A 17,162-nucleotide genomic window follows, 5' to 3' on the forward strand; every position below is an offset into this window, starting at 1 on the left:
GGTCGCGCTCACCCGCCCGTCACGTCCCGGATGCCCGCTTTGACCAGCAGCGTGTGCAAGGTCACGGACAGCGCGGCGAGCTGGCGCGCCAGCTCGTCCGCCCGCGCCTTGGCGTCGGCGTCCCGGTGCCGGGACACCGGCGTCACGATCTGCTCGAGCAGCCCGACCTCGCGGTCGGCCGACGCGCGGAACGCGCGCAGGTGGCGCGGCTCGATGCCGAACTCCGTCATGGCGCGGACCGTGCGGGCCACCAGCACCGCGTCCGGGTCGTAGAACCCGGCGGCACCGGGGCGGATCAGCCCGTACTGCTCCAGCTCGGCGAGCAGGGCGCCGTCGACGCCGGCCTCGGCGAGCAGGTCCTCCCGGGTCAGCCGGACGTCGCGGCCCGGCGCGAAGTCGTCCGGCCGGGGCAGGCCGTCCCCCGCTCCTGGGGTCGCCGGGAGCGGGACCAGCTTGCGGGGCAGTTTCCCGAGGGGCTGGCCGTCGGTCAGGCCGCGGTCGGCCGCGTCGAGCTGTTCCTTGATGACCTTCAGCGGGAGGTAGTGGTCCCGCTGCGCGGCCAGCACGAACCGCAGACGCTCGACGTCCGCCGCGGAGAACTGCCGGTATCCGGACGCGGTCCGGCCCGGGCGGACCAGTCCCTCGGACTCGAGGAACCGGATCTTGGAGATGGTGACATCGGGGAAGTCCGGGCGCAGCTGCGCCAGTACCGCCCCGATGCTCAGTCCATCACGCTGTGGCCGCCCGGCAGCCGTCACCGCGCCCCCTGGCCCCCGTGCCCCGGGCCGGTCAGGAAGACCAGGCGGAACTTGCCGATCTGCACCTCGTCACCGCCCGCGAGCACCGCCTGGTCGACCGGCTCGCGGTTGACGTAGGTGCCGTTGAGGCTGCCCACGTCGATGACGACGAACTCACCGCCCTCGCGGCGGAACTCCGCGTGGCGGCGGGACACCGTGACGTCGTCGAGGAAGATGTCGCTGTCCGGGTGGCGCCCGGCGCTCGTGGTGTCCCGGTCGAGCAGGAAGCGCGAACCCGCGTTCGGGCCCCGCTTGACCACCAGCAACGCCGTGCCGGCCGGCAGTGCGTCGACACCGGCGACCGAAGGCTCCGGCGTCGGCGCCTCCTGACCCTCCACGTCCGCCAGGAAGTCGGCCCGGAAGACCGAGGTCCGCTCCGGAGACTGCTCCGGGGGAACGCCGGGCCCGTCGTTGGTGCTCACCTGAGCTCTCCTCACCACTGATGTGTCGCTGGCTGAAAACCTGTGGCTGCCAACGTACCGTGCCTGATCGATTCGGCCCCCGCGGCTCCCCCCAAAACGCGGTCCTAGCCTGCGGTCAGCCGGTTGTAGGCGTCGGCGTCGAGCAGCCCCGCCACGGCGTCGGCGTCGCTCACCTTGATCTCGACGAGCCAGCCCTCGCCGTAGGGGTCGCTGTTGATCAGCTCGGGCGAGTCGCTGACCGCGTCGTTGACGGCGACGACCTCGCCGTCCACCGGGGCGAACAGCTCGGACACGCTCTTGGTCGACTCGACCTCGCCGAACGGCTCGCCCGCGGTGACCGCCTTGCCGGCCTCGGGCAGGTCGACGAACACCACGTCACCCAGCTGGTCCTGCGCGTACTCGGTGATCCCCACGCGGACCACGTCGTCGGCACGGGTGGCCACCCACTCGTGCTCCTCGGTGTAGCGCAACTCTTCTGGCGCGGACACTCCACGTCCCCTTTCCTGCCCCGGCTCGCGGGTCTTTCGCGATGCTCGCGCGCAGTCTTACATCCGCGCGCCCGCCCTGGCACGCCGGACCGCCCAGAAGGTCTGCAGCAGGTACAGCGCGCCCGACCACACGTACAGCACGGTGCCCCACGCGGTGAAGGAGTAGGCGATGGGCCGGGCGATCGTGGCCGCGGTCGAGGCGCCCTGCGTGAGCAGCAGGAACGGGAAGGCGTACATCAGCACGAAGGTCGCGGCCTTGCCGATGTAGGTGACCTCGGGCGGGGCGTAGCCGTGGCGGCGCAGCACCAGCAGGGCCACACCGACGAGCACCTCGCGCCCGACGAGCACCGCGACGAGCCACCAGGGCACGATGCCGCGGACCAGGAAGGCGATCAGCGTGGCGACGATGTAGAGCCGGTCGGCGGCCGGATCGAGCAACTGCCCGAGGCGGCTCGTCTGGTCCAGCCAGCGCGCGAGCTTGCCGTCCAGCCAGTCGGACAGGCCGCTGAACACCAGCAGCGCCAGGGCCCAGCCGTCGGCCTTCGGGCCGAGCAGGAGCCAGAGGAACACCGGGACGCCCGCCAGCCGCAGCAGGGAGAGCAGGTTCGGCACGGTCCACGCCTGCCGCAACAGGCTGGGCTCGGCCGTCTCGGTGCGCGGTTCGATCACGGGGTGAGCCTAATCGGTGCGCCGGGGGGCGGTTCACCCCTTCGGGCCAGCGGGAGTGCGGGGTGGGCGGGCCCCGCAGGGCCGCGGGCGCCGACGACCGCGGTCCGGCCGGACGGATGCGGGACCGGCGAGTCTGGCGGGGCCGAGCGGCCCGCCTGCGGACGGGACGGCCCGCGGCCGCGGCGAGCCGGGTTCGGCCCCGCAGGGCCGAGTGCACCGCCGACCGCGGTCCGGCCGGACGGCCCCGGCTCCGCGGCGGGACCGCGGATGGGGCGCCCCGGCTTCCGGGCGCGGGCTCGGCCCGCAGGGCCGACGATGCCGCCCACAGCGGCCGGGCCGGACAGCTCCGGCTCAGAAAACCCGCGGGGCGTCAGCCCGCGCGGCGGTGCGTCCAGCCGCGGCGGCGGAGCTCCTCTCCGCTGAGGGTGAGCGGGCGGCCCCGGTGGTCGGTGCCCACCCAGCGCAGCGTCCCGGCGGCGGGCTCCAGCACGTAGGGGCGGCCCTGGCTCCACACGACGGAGCAGGGGGCGGTCGGGAGGGGGTCCGTCTCGGGCGCGGTTTCGGTGCTCAACACAACTGTGGTGTCGCGCGAGGGGACCGAAGTGTTAGCCGCCCGCCAACTATTCACCCGGCCGGTGGATCATCGTCCACAGTGGAGGTTCGCCGGGCGCGTCGGGCCAGCGATTTCGCCGTTGTCACGGTAGTTTCGGCGGCCAGGAGGCAACCACTGATGACCGCACCCCGCCGCGCCCTGGCGCTGCTGCTCCTGTCCGCCGGCACCCTCGCCGGCTGTACCGGTACACCGGACCCGGCGCCGAGCCCACCGCCGGCGACCACCAGCGCTCCGGCGAGCACCACGACGACCACCGCCGCCAGCAGCACCGCCGAGGCCCGCGCGGACGAGTGCGGCACCGTGCGCGCCGCCAGCGGGCTCACGCTCCAGGTCATGGACCCCACGGCGAGCGGCCTGAGCTGCGGTCAGGCCACCGACCTGGTGACCCGCTTCCAGCAGGCGATCACCGGGCGGCAGCCGGCCGGGTCGGGCCGCCCGGTCGGCGAGACCATCGACGGCTGGCTGTGCGTGTCCGGCCCGCCCGCCTCCCAGGGCGGCACGACGTGCAGCCGCGGCGACGACACCGTCTTCGCCCGCGTCACCCAGGCGGAGTAGCCGCCCCCGGGCGTACCGGGGGCGGCCCGCCCTCAGCCCTTGAGCCCCGGGAAGTCGTCCTCGCGGAACTCGCCCGCCGGCCGCGACTGCGCCGACTCCTGCTCCTTGCCACGCAGCTCGACGCGGCGGATCTTGCCCGAGATCGTCTTGGGCAGCTCGGCGAACTCCAGCCGCCGGATCCGCTTGTACGGCGCCAGGTGCTCCCGGCAGAACGCCAGGATGCTCTCAGCGGTGGACGCGTCCGGCGAGTACCCGGCCGCGAGCACGACGTAGGCCTTGGGCACCGCGAGCCGGATCGGGTCCGGCGCGGGCACCACCGCGGCCTCGGCGACGGCCTCGTGCTCGAGCAGCACGCTCTCCAGCTCGAACGGCGAGATGCGGTAGTCGGAGGCCTTGAACACGTCGTCGGTGCGCCCGACGTAGGTGATGTAGCCCTTCTCGTCGACCGAGCCGACGTCCCCGGTGTGGTAGTAGCCGCCGCGGAACGCCTCCGCCGTGCGGTCGGAGTCGTCGGCGTAGCCCACCATCAGGCCCACCGGCCGCTCGGCCAGGTCGAGGCAGATCTCGCCCTCCTCGGCCGGCTGCCCGCTCACCGGGTCGACCAGCACCACCTTGAACCCCGGCACCGGACGGCCCATCGACCCGGGCTTGACCTCCTGACCGGGCGTGTTGGCGATCTGCACGCTGGTCTCGGTCTGGCCGAACCCGTCCCGGATGGTCACGCCCCACGCCTTGCGGACCTGGTCGATCACCTCCGGGTTGAGCGGCTCACCCGCGCCGACCACCTTGACCGGCGGCGTCTCCAGCGCCGACAGGTCGGCCTGGATCAGCATCCGCCACACCGTCGGCGGCGCGCAGAAGCTGGTGATCCCGCAGCGCTGCATCTGCGCCATCAGCGCGCCGGCGTCGAAGCGCGTGTAGTTGAACAGGAACACCGTGGCCTCGGCGTTCCACGGCGCGAACACGTTGCTCCACGCGTGCTTGGCCCAGCCGGGTGAGGAGATGTTCAAGTGCACGTCGCCCGGTTCGAGGCCGATCCAGTACATCGTGGACAGGTGCCCGACCGGGTAGGACACGTGCGTGTGCTGCACCAGCTTCGGCTTGGCCGTGGTGCCCGAGGTGAAGTACAGCAGCAGCGGGTCGGTCGCGGCGGTCGGCCCGTCCGGCGTGAACGATTCCTCCGCGGAATAGGCGTCGGCGAAGGAGTGCCAGCCCTGCGCCCGCTCCCCCACGACGATGCGGGTGTAATCACCGGCGACGTCGGCGAACTTCTCGACGTCGGCCGACCGCACGACGACGTGCTTCGCGTTGCCGCGGTCCACCCGGTCGCGCAGGTCGGCCGCGCCGAGCAGGGTCGACGCGGGAATGATCACCGCGCCCAGCTTGATCGCGGCGAGGATCGTCTCCCACAGCTCGACCTGGTTGCCGAGCATCAGGATCAGCCGGTCGCCGCGGCGGACGCCCAGCCCGCGCAGCCAGTTGGCGACCTGGCTGGAGCGGCGGGACATCTCCGGGTAGGTCCAGCGGCCCTCGCCGCCGTCCTCCTCGACGATCCACAGCGCGTACTTCTCCGCGTTGGCCGGGTCGGCGGCGACGACGTCGAACCAGTCCAGGGCCCAGTTGAACTCGTCCAGCCGCGGCCAGGCGAACTCGCGGTAGGCGGTGTCGTAGTCCTCGCGGTGCGCGAGCAGGAAGTCGCGTGCCTCGCGGAACTGCTGGTGAGCGGCACTGCTCATGGCGTCTCTCCTCATTCGCCGGTGAACTCCGGCGCCCGGCGCTCCATGAACGCCCGCACCGCTTCCTGGATGTCCTTGCTGGGCAGGAACGCCGCGTTCCAGGTGGAGACGTAGCGCAGCCCGTCGCTGACCTGCCGCTCGGTGTTGAGCGAGAGCACCTCCTTGACGCCCTGGACGACCAGCGGCGGATTCGCGGCGATCTCGCGGGCCAGCTCCTCGGCCGCGGCCAGGACCGCGTCCTGGTCGGCGTACACGTCGTTGACCAGGCCGATCCGCTCCGCGCGGGCGGCGTCGATGTCCTTGCCGGTCAGGGCGAGCTCACGCAGGTGGCCTTCGCCGATGATGCCGGCCAGCCGCTGCAGGCTGCCCAGGTCCGCCACGATCGCGACCTTCGCCTCGCGCACGCTGAACTTCGCGTCCGCGCTGGCCAGCCGGACGTCGGCGGCCGCGATCACGTCGACGCCGCCGCCGATGCACCAGCCGGACACGGCGGCGATCACCGGGGTGCGGCACTGCGCGACCGCGGTGACGCTGTCCTGCAGGGTGCGGATCTCGCGGAGGAACTCGGTGCGCGGGCCGGCCAGGGCGTCACCGGCGAGCAGCGGCGCCCACCCGCCCATCATCGCGGGCAGGTCGAGGCCGTAGGAGAAGTTCTTCCCGCTGCCGGTCAGCACGATCGCCCGGACCGCGGGATCGGCGTCCAGGGTGCGGAACACGATCGGCAGCTCGCGCCAGAAGTCCGGGCCCATCGCGTTGCCCTTGCCCGGCCCGAGCAGGGTCACGCGGGCGACCGGGCCGGTGCGCTCGACGGCGAGCGAAACCAGGTCCGGAAGCTTGTCGGCGGTGTCAGTCATGCGGCCATCTTGACGCATCCGGACGCATTCGCGCGCACAAGCCTGCGCGGAGACGCTCATGGATGGTTTGCTGATCGTCATGCTGACCCGTCCCCTGGAGACCACCGGACTGGCTGCCGCGTTCACCTTCGAGGGCCACCGGCTCTGCTACACCGAGTTCGGCACCGGCGACCGCGTCGTGGTGCTGGCCCACGGCCTGATGTTCACCCGGCGGATGCACGCCCCGCTGGCGCGCCGGCTCGCGGCCGACGGGTTCCGGGTGATCACCCTGGACCTGCTCGGGCACGGCGACTCCGACCGGCCGCGCGAGTCGTGGCACTACTCGATCCCGGCGTTCGGCGACCAGGTGGTGGCGCTGCTGGACCACCTGGACGTCGGCCGCGCGGTGGTCGGCGGGACGTCGCTGGGCGCGAACGTGGCGCTGGAGGTGGCGGTCAAGGCGCCGGAGCGGCTGCGCGGGATCGTGGTCGAGATGCCGGTGCTGGACAACGCGATCGTCGCCGGGCTGCTGGCGTTCACACCGCTGCTGTTCGCGGCGCGGTTCGTGCCTTTTGGGGTGCAGGCGGTGGCGAAGGTGGCCGGGCTGGTGCCGCGGGGCAGCCAGTGGGTCGACGTCGTCACCGACACCCTCGACCAGCAGCCGGCGTCGATGGCGGCGCTGCTGCACGGCGTGTTCTTCGGCCGCATCGCGCCGCCGCGGTCGGTGCGCGGGCGGATCGAGGTGCCCGCGCTGGTGATCGGGCACCAGCGCGACCCGATTCACCCGTTCGGCGACGCGGACACCCTCGCCGGCGACCTGCCCAACGCGGAGTTCGTGCAGGCCCGCAGCCCGGTCGAGCTGCGCTTCGACCCGCAGCGGCTGACCGCGGCGATCCTGGACTTCGTGCGGCGCGCCTACCGGAGCTGATCCGGCAGCAGGCCGGCGACCGGGCCGATCACGATCACCGCGGGCGGGCGGACCCCGGCGGCCTTGGCGTCCTCGGCCGCGGTCGCCAGCGTGAAGCGGTGCACGCGCTGGGTGGGCATGGTGCCGTTCTCCACGATCGCGACCGGCGTGTCGCCGGGGCGGCCGCCGTCGAGCAGCGCGGCGGCGAACTGGCCGAGCCGTTCCACGCCCATCATCAGCACGATCGTGCCGCGCAGCTTCGCCAGCGCGGTCCAGTCGGTCAGGGAGCTCTCGTGGTCCGGCGCCACGTGCCCGGACACGACGACGACCTCGTGCGCGACGCCGCGGTGGGTGACCGGGACCCCGGCCGCCGCCGGCCCGGCGATCGAGCTGGTGATGCCCGGGACGACCGTCACCGGCACCCCGGCCTCGGCGCACGCGAGCAGCTCTTCGAAGCCGCGGCCGAACACGTACGGGTCGCCGCCCTTGAGGCGGACCACGAACTTGCCGGCCTTGGCGTGCTCGATCAGGGTGGCGTTAATGAACTCCTGGCTCGCGGCGCGGCCGTAGGGGATCTTGGCGGCGTCGACCACCTCGACGTCCGGGGACAGCTCGTCGAGCAGCTCACGCGGGGCCAGCCGGTCGGCGACCACGACGTCGGCGCGGGCGAGAAGGCGGCGGCCCTTGACGGTGATCAGCTCCGGATCGCCCGGGCCGCCGCCGACGAGCGCGACGCCGGGCAGCTCGGTGGCGTCCGGCGGGGTGAGGTCGTCGGCGATCGCGCCGGTGTGCAGGGCCTCGACGATGTTGTCGCGCACCGCGGCCGAGCGCAGCGGGTGGCCGCCGGACAGGACACCCACGACGAGGCCCTCGTGACGGCCGACCGCGGCGGTGACCGCGGTGCCCTCGATGCCGGCGTCGGCGCGGACGCAGAAGATGCGGCGCCGCTCGGCCTCCGCGCACACGGCGGCGTTGACCTCGGGGTCGTCGGTGCAGGCCAGCGCGTACCAGGCGCCGTCGAGGTCGCCGTCGGCGTAGCGGCGCTGGTGCCAGACCACCTCGCCGGCGTCGATCATGCCGCCGACGGCCGGGGTGGTGGACGGCGAGATCAGCTCGACCGCGGCGCCGGCGCTGATCAGCCGGGGCAGTCTGCGCTGGGCGACGGTCCCCCCGCCGACGAGCACCACGCGCCGCCCGGCGAGGTCGAGGCCGACGAGGTAGTGCTGGTCTTCAGGCATGCGGACAAGCATGCCTGCCGGAAGCGCCGAAGACACCCCAGGGTTGCCGGAGTGTGAGCAACTCCGTATTGCCCGCAGATGCGCGCGGTGTCCACGGCAGACGGGATGCCGGCCGCCGGGTCCGCTCCCCGGGCGAGCAGCGCCCTGACCACCTCCGGGTCGTTCTTGAACACCGCACCGGCGAAGGGCTCTGGCCCCGGTCGTTGAGGCTGTTCAAGCCGGCGCACGCCGTCGAGCTGGGCCTTGACCGTGACCGCGTGCCCGTGGTCGGCGGCGGGTATCACGGGCGTGTCGCCGCAATCGCTGGGGAGGTTGACGGCGACGGCGCCGCGCCCCGGGGCGGTGCGGGCCACCCGGCCGGGTGGCCCGCACCAGGTCAGCGCGCCGACGACGGGTAGGGCAGCAGCGCCATCTCGCGGGCGTTCTTGATCGCCTGGGCCACCTGCTTCTGCTCCGTCGGCGACAGGCCGGTCACCCGCCGGGCGCGGATCTTGCCCCGGTCGGAGATGAACTTGCGCAGCAGGTCCACGTCCTTCCAGTCCACAACGGACACGTTCTCCGCGGCCAGCAGGTTGCGGCGCCGACGACCGGACCGCTCCTTGGTGTACTTGGGCATCTCACTCACCAGCTCGACTTCGACACGCCGGGCAGCTCGCCGCGGTGGGCCATCTCGCGCAGCCGCACCCGGGACAGCCCGAACTTGCGGAAGTAGCCGCGCGGACGGCCGTCGGCGGTGTCGCGGTTGCGCAGCCGCGTCGGGCTGGCGTCCCGGGGCAGCTTCTGCAGCGCCGACACCGCGGCCGCGCGCTCGTCCGCAGTGGACCGCGGCGAGGACACGACCGCCTTCAGCTCGGCCCGCCGCTCGGCGTAGCGGGCCACGACCGCGCGCCGCTGCTCGTCGCGGGCGATCTTCGACTTCTTCGCCATCAGCGCTCCTCCCGGAACTCGACGTGGCGGCGCACCACCGGGTCGAACTTGCGCAGCACCATCCGGTCCGGGTCGTTGCGCCGGTTCTTCCTGGTCACGTACGTGTAACCGGTCCCCGCGGTCGAGCGGAGCTTGATGATCGGCCGGACGTCGTTGCGGGCCACTACAGCTTCACCCCCTTCGCGCGCAGCTCGGCGACGACCGCCTCGATGCCGCGCTTGTCGATCGTCTTGATGCCCTTCGCCGAGACCCGCAGCGTGACCCAGCGCCCCTCCGCGGGCAGCCAGTAGCGGCGCCGCTGGAGGTTCGGGTCCCACCGCCGCGACGTCCGCTTGTGCGAATGGGACACCTGCTTGCCGAAGCCCGGCTTACGGCCGGTGACCTGGCAGACCGCCGACATCCACCCTCCCTAGTTGATATCGATTTTCATTACCAACTACTCTACAACGCGTGGATCCCGAAACGACCGGCACCACCCGGGTGCCCCTCACCCTGATCAGCGGCCTCGTCCCGGCGGCCACCGGCGACCTCGCCGACCAGGTCCGCGCGGCCCGGCCCGGCACCGCGGTCGTCCACCACGACCTGCGCGAGATCCGCGGCGGCGTCGTGCGTCGGCGGCTGCGGCTGGGCGACCGCGACGAGACGACCGTGCTCGAACTGGCGCACGGCTGCGTGTCCTGCACGCTGCGGGAGGACCTGCTCCCCCAGCTGCGCCGCCTGGCCGGCACGCCCGGCGTGCGGCACATCGTGGTGCGGCTGGACGAGGCGATGGAGCCGGAACCGGTGTGCTGGGCGATCCGGCACGTCCTCGTCGGCGACCGGCCGGTGAGCGACTTCGTCTCGATCGACGGCGTGCACACGGTGCTCGACCGCGGCAGCTGGCTGGCCGACGCCACCGGCGACGACACCCTGGAGGAGCGCGGGCTGCAGGCCAGCCAGGACGACGAGCGGACGGTCGCGCAGGTCGCGTTGTCCCAGGCCGAGTTCGCCGACGTGCTCGTCCTGACCGGCACCGCCGACCCGTGGACCGACGCGAAGACCGCGGCCGTGCTCGACCGCGTCGCCCCGGCGGCGTTGCGCACCTCGCGCCTGGCCGAGGTGCCCCCGGGCGCGCGCCGCGGCGAGGTGACCGACATGCACGGCCCGCTGCTGCACGGCGAGCCGCCGCTGGGCTCCGACTGCGGCGTGGCGACGCTGCTGTTCACCGCGCAGCGCCCGTTCCACCCGGAGCGGCTGCACGACGCGCTGGACGTGCTGCTCGACGGCGTCGTGCGCACCCGCGGCCGAGTGTGGGTCGCCAGCCAGCCGGACATGGCGCTGTGGCTGGAATCGGCCGGCGGCGGCCTGGGCGTCGGGCACGCCGGGCCGTGGCTGGACGCGCCGGATGGTCCGGCGTGGACGGACGTGTCGCCGGAGCGGCGGACGGCGGCGTCGCTGCGCTGGCACCCGGTGTTCGGCGACCGGGCCTCGGAGATCTTCGTCGTCACCGACCAGGCCACGCCGGCCGAGATCGACGAGGCGCTGTCCGCCGCGCTGCTCACCGACGTGGAGCTGGCGGCCGGGCAGCGGGAGTGGCTGACCTACGACGACCCGTTCGGCGCCTGGCACGAGGAGCCGTGCGAGGAGACCGACGAAACGCAGGACGTGAACGTCACGTCCGGAACGGAGAAGCAGTGAAACCGGGCATCCATCCCGACTACCACCCGGTGGTGTTCCAGGACACCGCGACCGGCGACGCGTTCCTGACGCGCTCGACGATCACCTCGGACAAGACGATCGAGTGGAGCGACGGCCGCACCTACCCGCTCGTGCTGGTCGACGTCAGCGCGTGGTCGCACCCGTTCTGGACGGGCGCGCGCCGGATCATGGACACCGCGGGCCAGGTGGAGAAGTTCCACCGCCGCTACGGAAGGCGGAAGTGATGGCGGTTCCCAAGCGCAAGACCTCCCGCAGCAACACCCGTCACCGGCGCGCGCAGTGGAAGGCGGTCAAGCCGGACCTGGTGCCGGTGGTGATCGACGGCAAGCAGCAGCTGGTGCCGCGCAGGCTGCTCGGCCACTTCCACCGGCTGGCCCGGTGAAGGTCACCGTTCTGTCCGGGTTCCTCGGTGCGGGGAAGACGACGCTGCTCAACCACGTCCTGGGCAACACCGAGGGCCTGCGGGTCGCGGTGATCGTCAACGACATGAGCGAGGTCAACATCGACGCCGCGCTCGTGCGCACCGAAGAACGCCTGGTCGAAATGACCAACGGGTGCATCTGCTGCACCCTGCGCGACGACCTGCTGGAAGAGGTGGGCCGGCTGTGTGACGACGGCCGGTTCGACCACGTGCTGATCGAGTCCAGCGGGATCTCCGAGCCGATGCCGGTCGCGGCCACGTTCACGTTCCTGCCGCGGGCGCGCCTGGACACCATGGTCACCGTGGTGGACGCGGTGAACTTCGCCCGCGAGCTGGACGCCGGGGACGGCCTGGCCGAGCGGTCGCTGGACCAGTACGAGGGTGACGAGCGGACGGTCAGCGACCTGCTGATCGACCAGGTCGAGTTCGCCGACGTGCTGCTGCTGAACAAGACCGACCTGGTCGGCGCGGACGAGCTGGCCCGGTTGGAGGCGCTGCTGCGGCGGCTCAACCCGGCCGCGGAAGTGATCCGGGCCAGTTTCGGCCGCGTGCCGGTGCGGGAGGTGCTCGGGACCGGCCGCTACGACCTCGAACGGGCGCAGCAGGCGCCCGGCTGGGTGGCCGAGCTGAACGGCGACCACGTCCCGGAGACCGAGGAGTACGGCATCTCCAGCGTCGTGTTCCGGGCGGACCGGCCGTTCCACCCGGGCCGGCTGTGGTCGTTCGTGACCCGGGACCTGGACTCCGGCCGGTTCGGGAAGGTGCTGCGCGCCAAGGGGTTCTTCGCGCTGGCCTCCCGCCCGGGTGTGCTGGGCCTGTGGTCGCAGGCCGGGTCGGTGGCGCGGTTCGAACCGCAGGGCAGCGGGCCCGCGCGGCAGGAGCTGGTGTTCATCGGAACCGGCCTGGACCACGCGGCCCTGACCGCGGCGCTGACGGATTGCCTCGGCGAGGAGGCCGGCCCCGACCCGTTCCCGGCATGGGCGCTGCACGACCACGCGGCGCACTAGCCCGGCCGGTACAGCATCCCGAGGAACTCGCGCAGCAGGCGTTCCCGCAGGGCCGGGCCGGCGGTGCCGAGCAGGGCGTTGATCCCGGCCATCCGGTCCGGCAGCCCGGCCCCGCCGCCCAGGCCGGCCGCCGTGAGCAGCCCTTCGAACTGCTCGCCGGTCAGCGTGTCCGGGTCGAGCGCGGCGACGAACGCGGCCACGTTCTCGTCCACGGGGACCGGTCCGGCGTCGCGGGCGGCGGCGACCGCGGCGGCGAGGTCGGCCAGGAACCCGGCCTCGCCGCCCCGGTTCGCGGCGGTGACGGTGAGGTGCAGGTTCACCGGCGACGATTCGTGGGCGAACTGCGGCTGCACGTACCAGCCGCGCACGCGCATCTCGTCGGCGACGGTGAACAGGTCGAAGCTGTCGTCGTCGGCGGTGAGCGCGATCAGGGTCGAGTCCGGTTCGGCGAGCAGCCGCAGGCCGTCGATCGCGGTGATGCCCTCGGCGAGGGCCGTCACCGCGGCCAGGGTCTGCCGGGCGAGTTCGAGGTAGCCGTCGTCGCCGAGGTGCTCAAGCACGGCCCAGGCGGCGGCGAGCGGACCGCCGGAACGGGTGGACTGGATCGTGCTGTTGAGCATCGTGTAGCCGGGCCAGTCCGCGCTGGCGAAGTAGTGCCCGCGCCGCAGATCCGTGTCGGCGTGCAGCAGCACCGACACGCCCTTCGGGCAGTAGGCGTATTTGTGCAGGTCGACCGAGACGCTGGTGACGCCCTCGACGGCGAACCCGAACTCGGGCACCGGGCGGCCGAGCCGGCGGAAGTAGGGCAGGATCCAGCCGCCGATGCAGGCGTCCACGTGCATCCGCACGCCCCGCGCGGCGGCCGCGGCGGCGATCGGCGCGACCGGGTCGATCACGCCGTGCGCGTAGGACGGGGCACTGGCGACCACGAGCACGGTCGTGTCGTCGATCGCGGCGGCCATGGCCTCCGGATCGGCGCGGAAGGTGACCGGGTCCACCGGAACGACGACAGGGCGCACCCGGAACAGGTGCGCGGCCTTGTGGAACGCGGCGTGCGCGGTCGAGGGCAGCACCATGCTCGGCGCGGCGACGTCCGGGCGGCCCTCGCGCGCGGCGAGCACCGCGAGCAGGCACGATTCGGTGCCGCCGGAGGTCACCGCGCCGACCGTGGACGGCGTGCCCCCCACCACGCGCGCCGTCGCGGCGACCAGGTCGTTCTCCAGGCGCCGCAGGCTGGGGAACGCGGTCGGGTCGAGGCCGTTGGCCGAAGCGGCGAGCGCGTGCGCCTGCGCGGCCAGCTCGTCCACACCGGACAGGCCGCTGTCGTAGACGTAGGCCAGGGTGCGCCCGCCGTGGGTGGGCAGGTCACCGGTGCGCAGCTCACGCAGCCGGGTCAAGACCTCGCGGGCGGGTTTCATCGCGGCTCCAGGATCGACCGGCGCAGCAGCGGCAGGCCCGCCACCACGAGGATTCCGGGCAGCAGCGCGAACCCGAGCAGGATCGCGGTGACCGCACTGCCCGGTTGCGCCGCCGACGCGTCCACACTGGACACGTACCCGCCCGCGGACAACACCAGCCCGAACAGGCCCGGCCCCAGCGCCAGGCCGAGGGTCTCCGACGCGGTCCACACCCCGGCGGTGATGCCGGCGCGGGTGGCGCCGGTGCGCTCCTCCTCGGCGCTGATCAGGTCGGGCAGGATCGCCAGGGGGAACACCTGGATCCCGGCGTAACCGACCCCGGCCAGCGCCACGAACACGAACGACACGCCGACCGGCAACACCAATGCGGCGCACAGGCCCGCGCACGCCACGCCGAAGGCGATGCAGGCGAACCGGAAGCCCCACAGCTTGCCCCAGCGCGCGCCGATGCGCGGCCAGAGCGGCATGGTCACCAGCGCGGGCAGCACGAACCCGACGAACAGGTAGGTCTGCAGGTCCGCGTCGCCGAACACGTACCGGGACGCGTAGTTGACCCCGGCCAGCAACGTGGCCAGACCCAGCGACTGGACGAAGTAGACACCCAGCAGCCACCGGAACGCACGCCACTGGCGCATCGTCGCGAGCAGCTCGCGCCAGCCGGGGGTCGGCGGGCGCAGGTTGCCGACCGGCGCGGTCCGGGTGCCCACGTACACCGCGATGGTGCCGAGGATCATGATCACGCCCATCACGACGCCCATGACGCGGTAGCCGGTGATGCCGCCGACCTGGTTGGTGATCTCGGGTGCGCCGCCGCCGGAGACCAGGATCGCGATCGCGAGCAGGCCGATGCGCCAACTGGTCAGCCGGGTGCGCTCGTCGTAGTTCTCGGTCAGCTCGGCGGGCAGCGCGTTGTAGGGCACCTGGAAGAACGCGAACGCGGTGGCGCACAGGAAGAACGCGAGCACCACGTACCCGGCGTCCAGCGGGGTGCTGCCGAACCCGGGGTGGGCGAAGATCGCCGCGAACAGCACCGCGACGCCGAGCCCGCCGAACAGCAGGAACGGGCGCCTGCTCCCCCGCCGGTTCAGGCTCGCGTCGGACAGCCGCCCGGCGACCGGGTTGAACAGCACGTCCCACGCCTTGGGCACGAGCACGATGGCGCCGGCGATCGCGCCCGGCACCGCCATCGTGTCGGTGAGGTAGGGCAGCAGCAGCAGGCCGGGCACCGTGCCGAACGCGCCGGTGACGAACGACCCGGCGGAGTAGCCGAGCCTGGTCTTGGCCGGTAGGGCGACCATGGTCCTCCGATCGACACCCGATGATCGTCCGCATCGTGTCACCGATCACGCGCGGTCGTCCGCCGGGGGCGCGAATTCGTTATGAGACGACGAACGCGCGTGAGGTGCCGGTGAAGGGCGTGATCGTGCCGTCGAGGGCCTTCGCGTCGCCGAAGTGGGCCACGCGGTACTTGCCGACCGGGGTGTTCGCGGGGATGTCCCAGGTGATCGTCGCCGTCGACTCGGCCAGGAAGGTGCGCGTCCAGTGGTAGCGGGTGGCCCAGTCGCCGTCGTCGGCGTGCCGCACCCAGGCGCCGCCGTCCAGGCGCTGGATCTCCAGGAACGTGCCGTTGCGGTGCAGGTCGTTCTTGGGGTGGCCGGTGACGAACTCGACCACCACCCGCTCGCCCCGCCGGTAGCTGCCGCGCGCCTCGGTGAGCACGTCGCCGAACCGCTTGAGCAGCGGCGGCGAGTCCACCACCACGCCGGGCTGGAAGTTGAGCTGGTCGCCGGACAGGTCGCGCGGCACCGGGCCGCGCGGCACGCTCGCGCCGGTCCGCATCGCCGCGGCCAGACGCGCGAACTCCTGCTGGTAGGCGGGCAGCGTGTACCGGCCGAAGAGGGTGGAGGCGCCCTCGTACTGCTGCGAGTCGTACTCCTCGGGCGTGGTCACGTACTGGCTGTAGGCGTTGGCGTAGCCCTGCATGATCACGTTCTCCAGCGGCACGCCCAGCTCGGCGGCGACGGTGCGGCGGATGCGCAACCCGGCGACGATCGTGTACTCGGCCGGCCCGGCGACGAGGTGGAGCTGCCCGAGCCGCAGGATCTGCAGCGGCAGCACCTCCGGCGCCCACGGGTAGGGCTTCATCGCGCCGAAGGGCACCGCGATCACCTTGGGCGCGTGCTCGTCCGCGAGTGCCTGCGGGATCGGCGCGTCCATCCCGCCGAGCGCGTCGATGAACGGGTTGCGCACGCCCTCCGGCAGCGGGAGGCCGGGGCCGTCCTCAGTGCTGCCGGCGAGCATCGACACGCCGATCGCCGCGGTGGCGGTGGTGTGCGTGCGCCCGTCCGGCGTGTAGCGGCCGTCGACGGTCACCTTCGACATGTCCACGTAGCAGAAGCGGAAGTCCAGCGGCCCGGTGATGGGCGTGCTCGCGCCGTCGAAGGCGGTCTTGGCGGCGGTGAACTGGCGTTCGCCGATGATGCGGGTGTTTTCGAACTCGTCCTCGGTGGGCCCGGACCCGGGCTTGAGGTTGAGGTTCGGGGACATGTCGCCGGAGTTGGTCTGCGGGAAGCACGCGACGAACTCCGGCTCGCCGTCGAGGTAGCGGGTGCCCCGCCCGTGTTCCCAGGCGTAGGCGGCGTAGCCCTTGTTGTCGCCGCTGATCAGCTTGTTGGCGTTGGTCATCGAGGTGCCGTGCGTGGCGAACCAGGCGATGGCGCCGATGTCGCGGGCGCCCTGGCGGAACCGCAGCACGGTGACGGCGGGATCGATGGCGAGCGGGAAGTGGTCCTTGTCGGCTTGGGGGTTCAGCTCGAACGCGGTGCGGGAGCGGTTGACGCTGGCGTCGGTCAGCTCGGTGCGGCCGAGGGTGATCGTGCCGGGCGCGAGGTTGGCGTGGGCCTGCTCGATCGCTTCGACGATGCCGTCGACCTGCGCGTCGTAGGTCTGCCGCTGGAAGCCCAGGATCGACAGGTTGTAGGCGGCGTACCAGGACGATCCGCCGCAGCCCGCGTGCGTGTGGGTGGCGTTGAGCAGCACGTTCTGCTCGGTGTAGAGGTCGCCGTAGCGCTGCGCGAGCCGGGCGAGCACGCCCTGGTGCACGGACTGGAACAGCGCGCCCACGTCGGCGTTGACGAACACGATCCGCCGGCCGCCCGGCTCTCCGACGATGTAGGCCCGGGCGCGGGTGCGCTGGTGGATGCCGGCGGTCTGCTGCTGGGGCATCGAGTAGCCCATCATCCCGCACTCGGCCGCCGGCCCGGTGACGTCGGAAATGCCGACGCCGACGAGGTAGCCCTGCTCCGCGGCGTGCGCCGTGCTCGAAAGCAGCCCCGCGGCCAGCGGCGCGGCGGCCGCCCCGGCGAGGACACTCCTGCGGCTCACCGGCATCGGCGGCCTCCCTCCAGACGTGAAGCCTTTTCAGGTTTGCCGG

Annotated in this window: 21 protein-coding genes; 6 read left to right on the forward strand and 15 right to left on the reverse strand. The window is 72.8% G+C overall.

The window, feature by feature from the left end:
- Positions 1-8: 8 nt before the first annotated feature.
- The 5 genes from ftsR to IE290_RS06095 all read right to left on the reverse strand — a co-directional run bounded on the left by ftsR (position 9) and on the right by IE290_RS06095 (position 2,950).
- Complete coding sequence (ftsR, locus tag IE290_RS06075) at positions 9-758, reverse strand: transcriptional regulator FtsR (RefSeq protein ID WP_191243453.1); 750 nt, start codon at positions 756-758, stop codon at positions 9-11.
- Complete coding sequence (gene garA / locus IE290_RS06080; RefSeq protein ID WP_017988089.1) at positions 755-1,219, reverse strand: glycogen accumulation regulator GarA; 465 nt, start codon at positions 1,217-1,219, stop codon at positions 755-757. The genes ftsR and garA overlap by 4 nt, the downstream gene beginning before the upstream one ends.
- Before the next feature lie 104 nt (positions 1,220-1,323).
- The gene (gene gcvH, locus IE290_RS06085) at positions 1,324-1,707 is read right to left on the reverse strand and encodes a glycine cleavage system protein GcvH (protein WP_191243454.1); all 384 of its coding nucleotides are present in this window, start codon (positions 1,705-1,707) and stop codon (positions 1,324-1,326) included.
- Between the two features lie 57 nt (positions 1,708-1,764).
- A complete protein-coding gene (gene clsA / locus IE290_RS06090) occupies positions 1,765-2,376 on the reverse strand; it encodes a cardiolipin synthase ClsA (RefSeq protein WP_191243455.1) in 612 nt (203 codons plus the stop codon).
- Between the two features lie 370 nt (positions 2,377-2,746).
- Positions 2,747-2,950, reverse strand: a complete 204-nt coding sequence (locus IE290_RS06095; protein WP_191243456.1) for a hypothetical protein — start codon at positions 2,948-2,950, stop codon at positions 2,747-2,749.
- A 156-nt stretch (positions 2,951-3,106) separates the two neighbouring features.
- Between IE290_RS06095 and IE290_RS37735 the strand changes: the two genes are divergently transcribed.
- The gene (locus tag IE290_RS37735) at positions 3,107-3,544 is read left to right on the forward strand and encodes a hypothetical protein (RefSeq protein WP_229874238.1); all 438 of its coding nucleotides are present in this window, start codon (positions 3,107-3,109) and stop codon (positions 3,542-3,544) included.
- Positions 3,545-3,576: 32 nt separating this feature from the next.
- Here IE290_RS37735 and IE290_RS06105 read toward each other — a convergent pair whose 3' ends face one another.
- On the reverse strand, positions 3,577-5,280 hold the full coding sequence (locus IE290_RS06105; RefSeq protein WP_191243457.1) for an AMP-binding protein: 1,704 nt from the start codon (positions 5,278-5,280) through the stop codon (positions 3,577-3,579).
- Positions 5,281-5,291: 11 nt separating this feature from the next.
- A complete protein-coding gene (locus IE290_RS06110; RefSeq protein ID WP_191243458.1) occupies positions 5,292-6,134 on the reverse strand; it encodes a crotonase/enoyl-CoA hydratase family protein in 843 nt (280 codons plus the stop codon).
- Positions 6,135-6,192: 58 nt separating this feature from the next.
- On the opposite strand from IE290_RS06110, the gene IE290_RS06115 reads away from it, so the two are divergent.
- Entirely contained in the window at positions 6,193-7,041 is an 849-nt protein-coding gene (locus tag IE290_RS06115) for an alpha/beta fold hydrolase (RefSeq protein ID WP_191243459.1), read from the forward strand.
- On the opposite strand, the gene cobA is transcribed toward IE290_RS06115, so the two are convergent.
- The 5 genes from cobA to rpmB form a co-directional block, all read right to left on the reverse strand.
- A complete protein-coding gene (gene cobA, locus IE290_RS06120; RefSeq protein WP_191243460.1) occupies positions 7,029-8,258 on the reverse strand; it encodes a uroporphyrinogen-III C-methyltransferase in 1,230 nt (409 codons plus the stop codon). The genes IE290_RS06115 and cobA overlap by 13 nt on opposite strands.
- Before the next feature lie 376 nt (positions 8,259-8,634).
- Entirely contained in the window at positions 8,635-8,883 is a 249-nt protein-coding gene (rpsR, locus tag IE290_RS06125; RefSeq protein ID WP_191243461.1) for a 30S ribosomal protein S18, read from the reverse strand.
- Positions 8,880-9,185, reverse strand: a complete 306-nt coding sequence (gene rpsN / locus IE290_RS06130; RefSeq protein ID WP_191243462.1) for a 30S ribosomal protein S14 — start codon at positions 9,183-9,185, stop codon at positions 8,880-8,882. Before rpsN ends, rpsR begins: the two co-directional genes overlap by 4 nt.
- Entirely contained in the window at positions 9,185-9,349 is a 165-nt protein-coding gene (gene rpmG, locus IE290_RS06135; RefSeq protein WP_017988077.1) for a 50S ribosomal protein L33, read from the reverse strand. Before rpmG ends, rpsN begins: the two co-directional genes overlap by 1 nt.
- Positions 9,349-9,585, reverse strand: a complete 237-nt coding sequence (gene rpmB, locus IE290_RS06140; RefSeq protein ID WP_191243463.1) for a 50S ribosomal protein L28 — start codon at positions 9,583-9,585, stop codon at positions 9,349-9,351. The genes rpmG and rpmB overlap by 1 nt, the downstream gene beginning before the upstream one ends.
- A gap of 50 nt (positions 9,586-9,635) precedes the next feature.
- Here rpmB and mrf point away from each other — a divergent pair, with 50 nt between their 5' ends.
- From mrf to IE290_RS06160, 4 genes are read left to right on the forward strand one after another with little or no spacing between them, the layout of a single operon-like run.
- Positions 9,636-10,862, forward strand: coding sequence for a ribosome hibernation factor-recruiting GTPase MRF (gene mrf / locus IE290_RS06145; RefSeq protein WP_191243464.1), 1,227 nt, complete (start codon positions 9,636-9,638; stop codon positions 10,860-10,862).
- On the forward strand, positions 10,859-11,107 hold the full coding sequence (locus IE290_RS06150; RefSeq protein WP_191243465.1) for a type B 50S ribosomal protein L31: 249 nt from the start codon (positions 10,859-10,861) through the stop codon (positions 11,105-11,107). The genes mrf and IE290_RS06150 overlap by 4 nt, the downstream gene beginning before the upstream one ends.
- Positions 11,107-11,265 (forward strand): 50S ribosomal protein L32, encoded by a 159-nt coding sequence (rpmF, locus tag IE290_RS06155; RefSeq protein WP_191243466.1) that lies wholly within the window; start codon positions 11,107-11,109, stop codon positions 11,263-11,265. The genes IE290_RS06150 and rpmF overlap by 1 nt, the downstream gene beginning before the upstream one ends.
- The gene (locus tag IE290_RS06160; RefSeq protein ID WP_191243467.1) at positions 11,262-12,311 is read left to right on the forward strand and encodes a GTP-binding protein; all 1,050 of its coding nucleotides are present in this window, start codon (positions 11,262-11,264) and stop codon (positions 12,309-12,311) included. Before rpmF ends, IE290_RS06160 begins: the two co-directional genes overlap by 4 nt.
- On the opposite strand, the gene IE290_RS06165 is transcribed toward IE290_RS06160, so the two are convergent.
- From IE290_RS06165 to IE290_RS06175, 3 genes are all read right to left on the reverse strand, one after another.
- Entirely contained in the window at positions 12,308-13,729 is a 1,422-nt protein-coding gene (locus IE290_RS06165; protein ID WP_191243468.1) for a pyridoxal phosphate-dependent decarboxylase family protein, read from the reverse strand. The genes IE290_RS06160 and IE290_RS06165 overlap by 4 nt on opposite strands.
- Entirely contained in the window at positions 13,726-15,027 is a 1,302-nt protein-coding gene (locus tag IE290_RS06170; protein WP_191243469.1) for an MFS transporter, read from the reverse strand. The genes IE290_RS06165 and IE290_RS06170 overlap by 4 nt, the downstream gene beginning before the upstream one ends.
- A 79-nt stretch (positions 15,028-15,106) precedes the next feature.
- Positions 15,107-17,119 carry a neutral/alkaline ceramidase gene (locus IE290_RS06175; RefSeq protein WP_191243470.1) on the reverse strand — a complete coding sequence of 671 codons (2,013 nt, stop codon included), beginning with the start codon at positions 17,117-17,119 and terminating at the stop codon, positions 15,107-15,109.
- Between the last annotated feature and the right edge of the window lie 43 nt (positions 17,120-17,162).

The sequence above is a fragment of the Amycolatopsis deserti genome (assembly GCF_014653945.1).
GTDB classification, from domain to species: domain Bacteria; phylum Actinomycetota; class Actinomycetes; order Mycobacteriales; family Pseudonocardiaceae; genus Amycolatopsis_E; species Amycolatopsis_E deserti.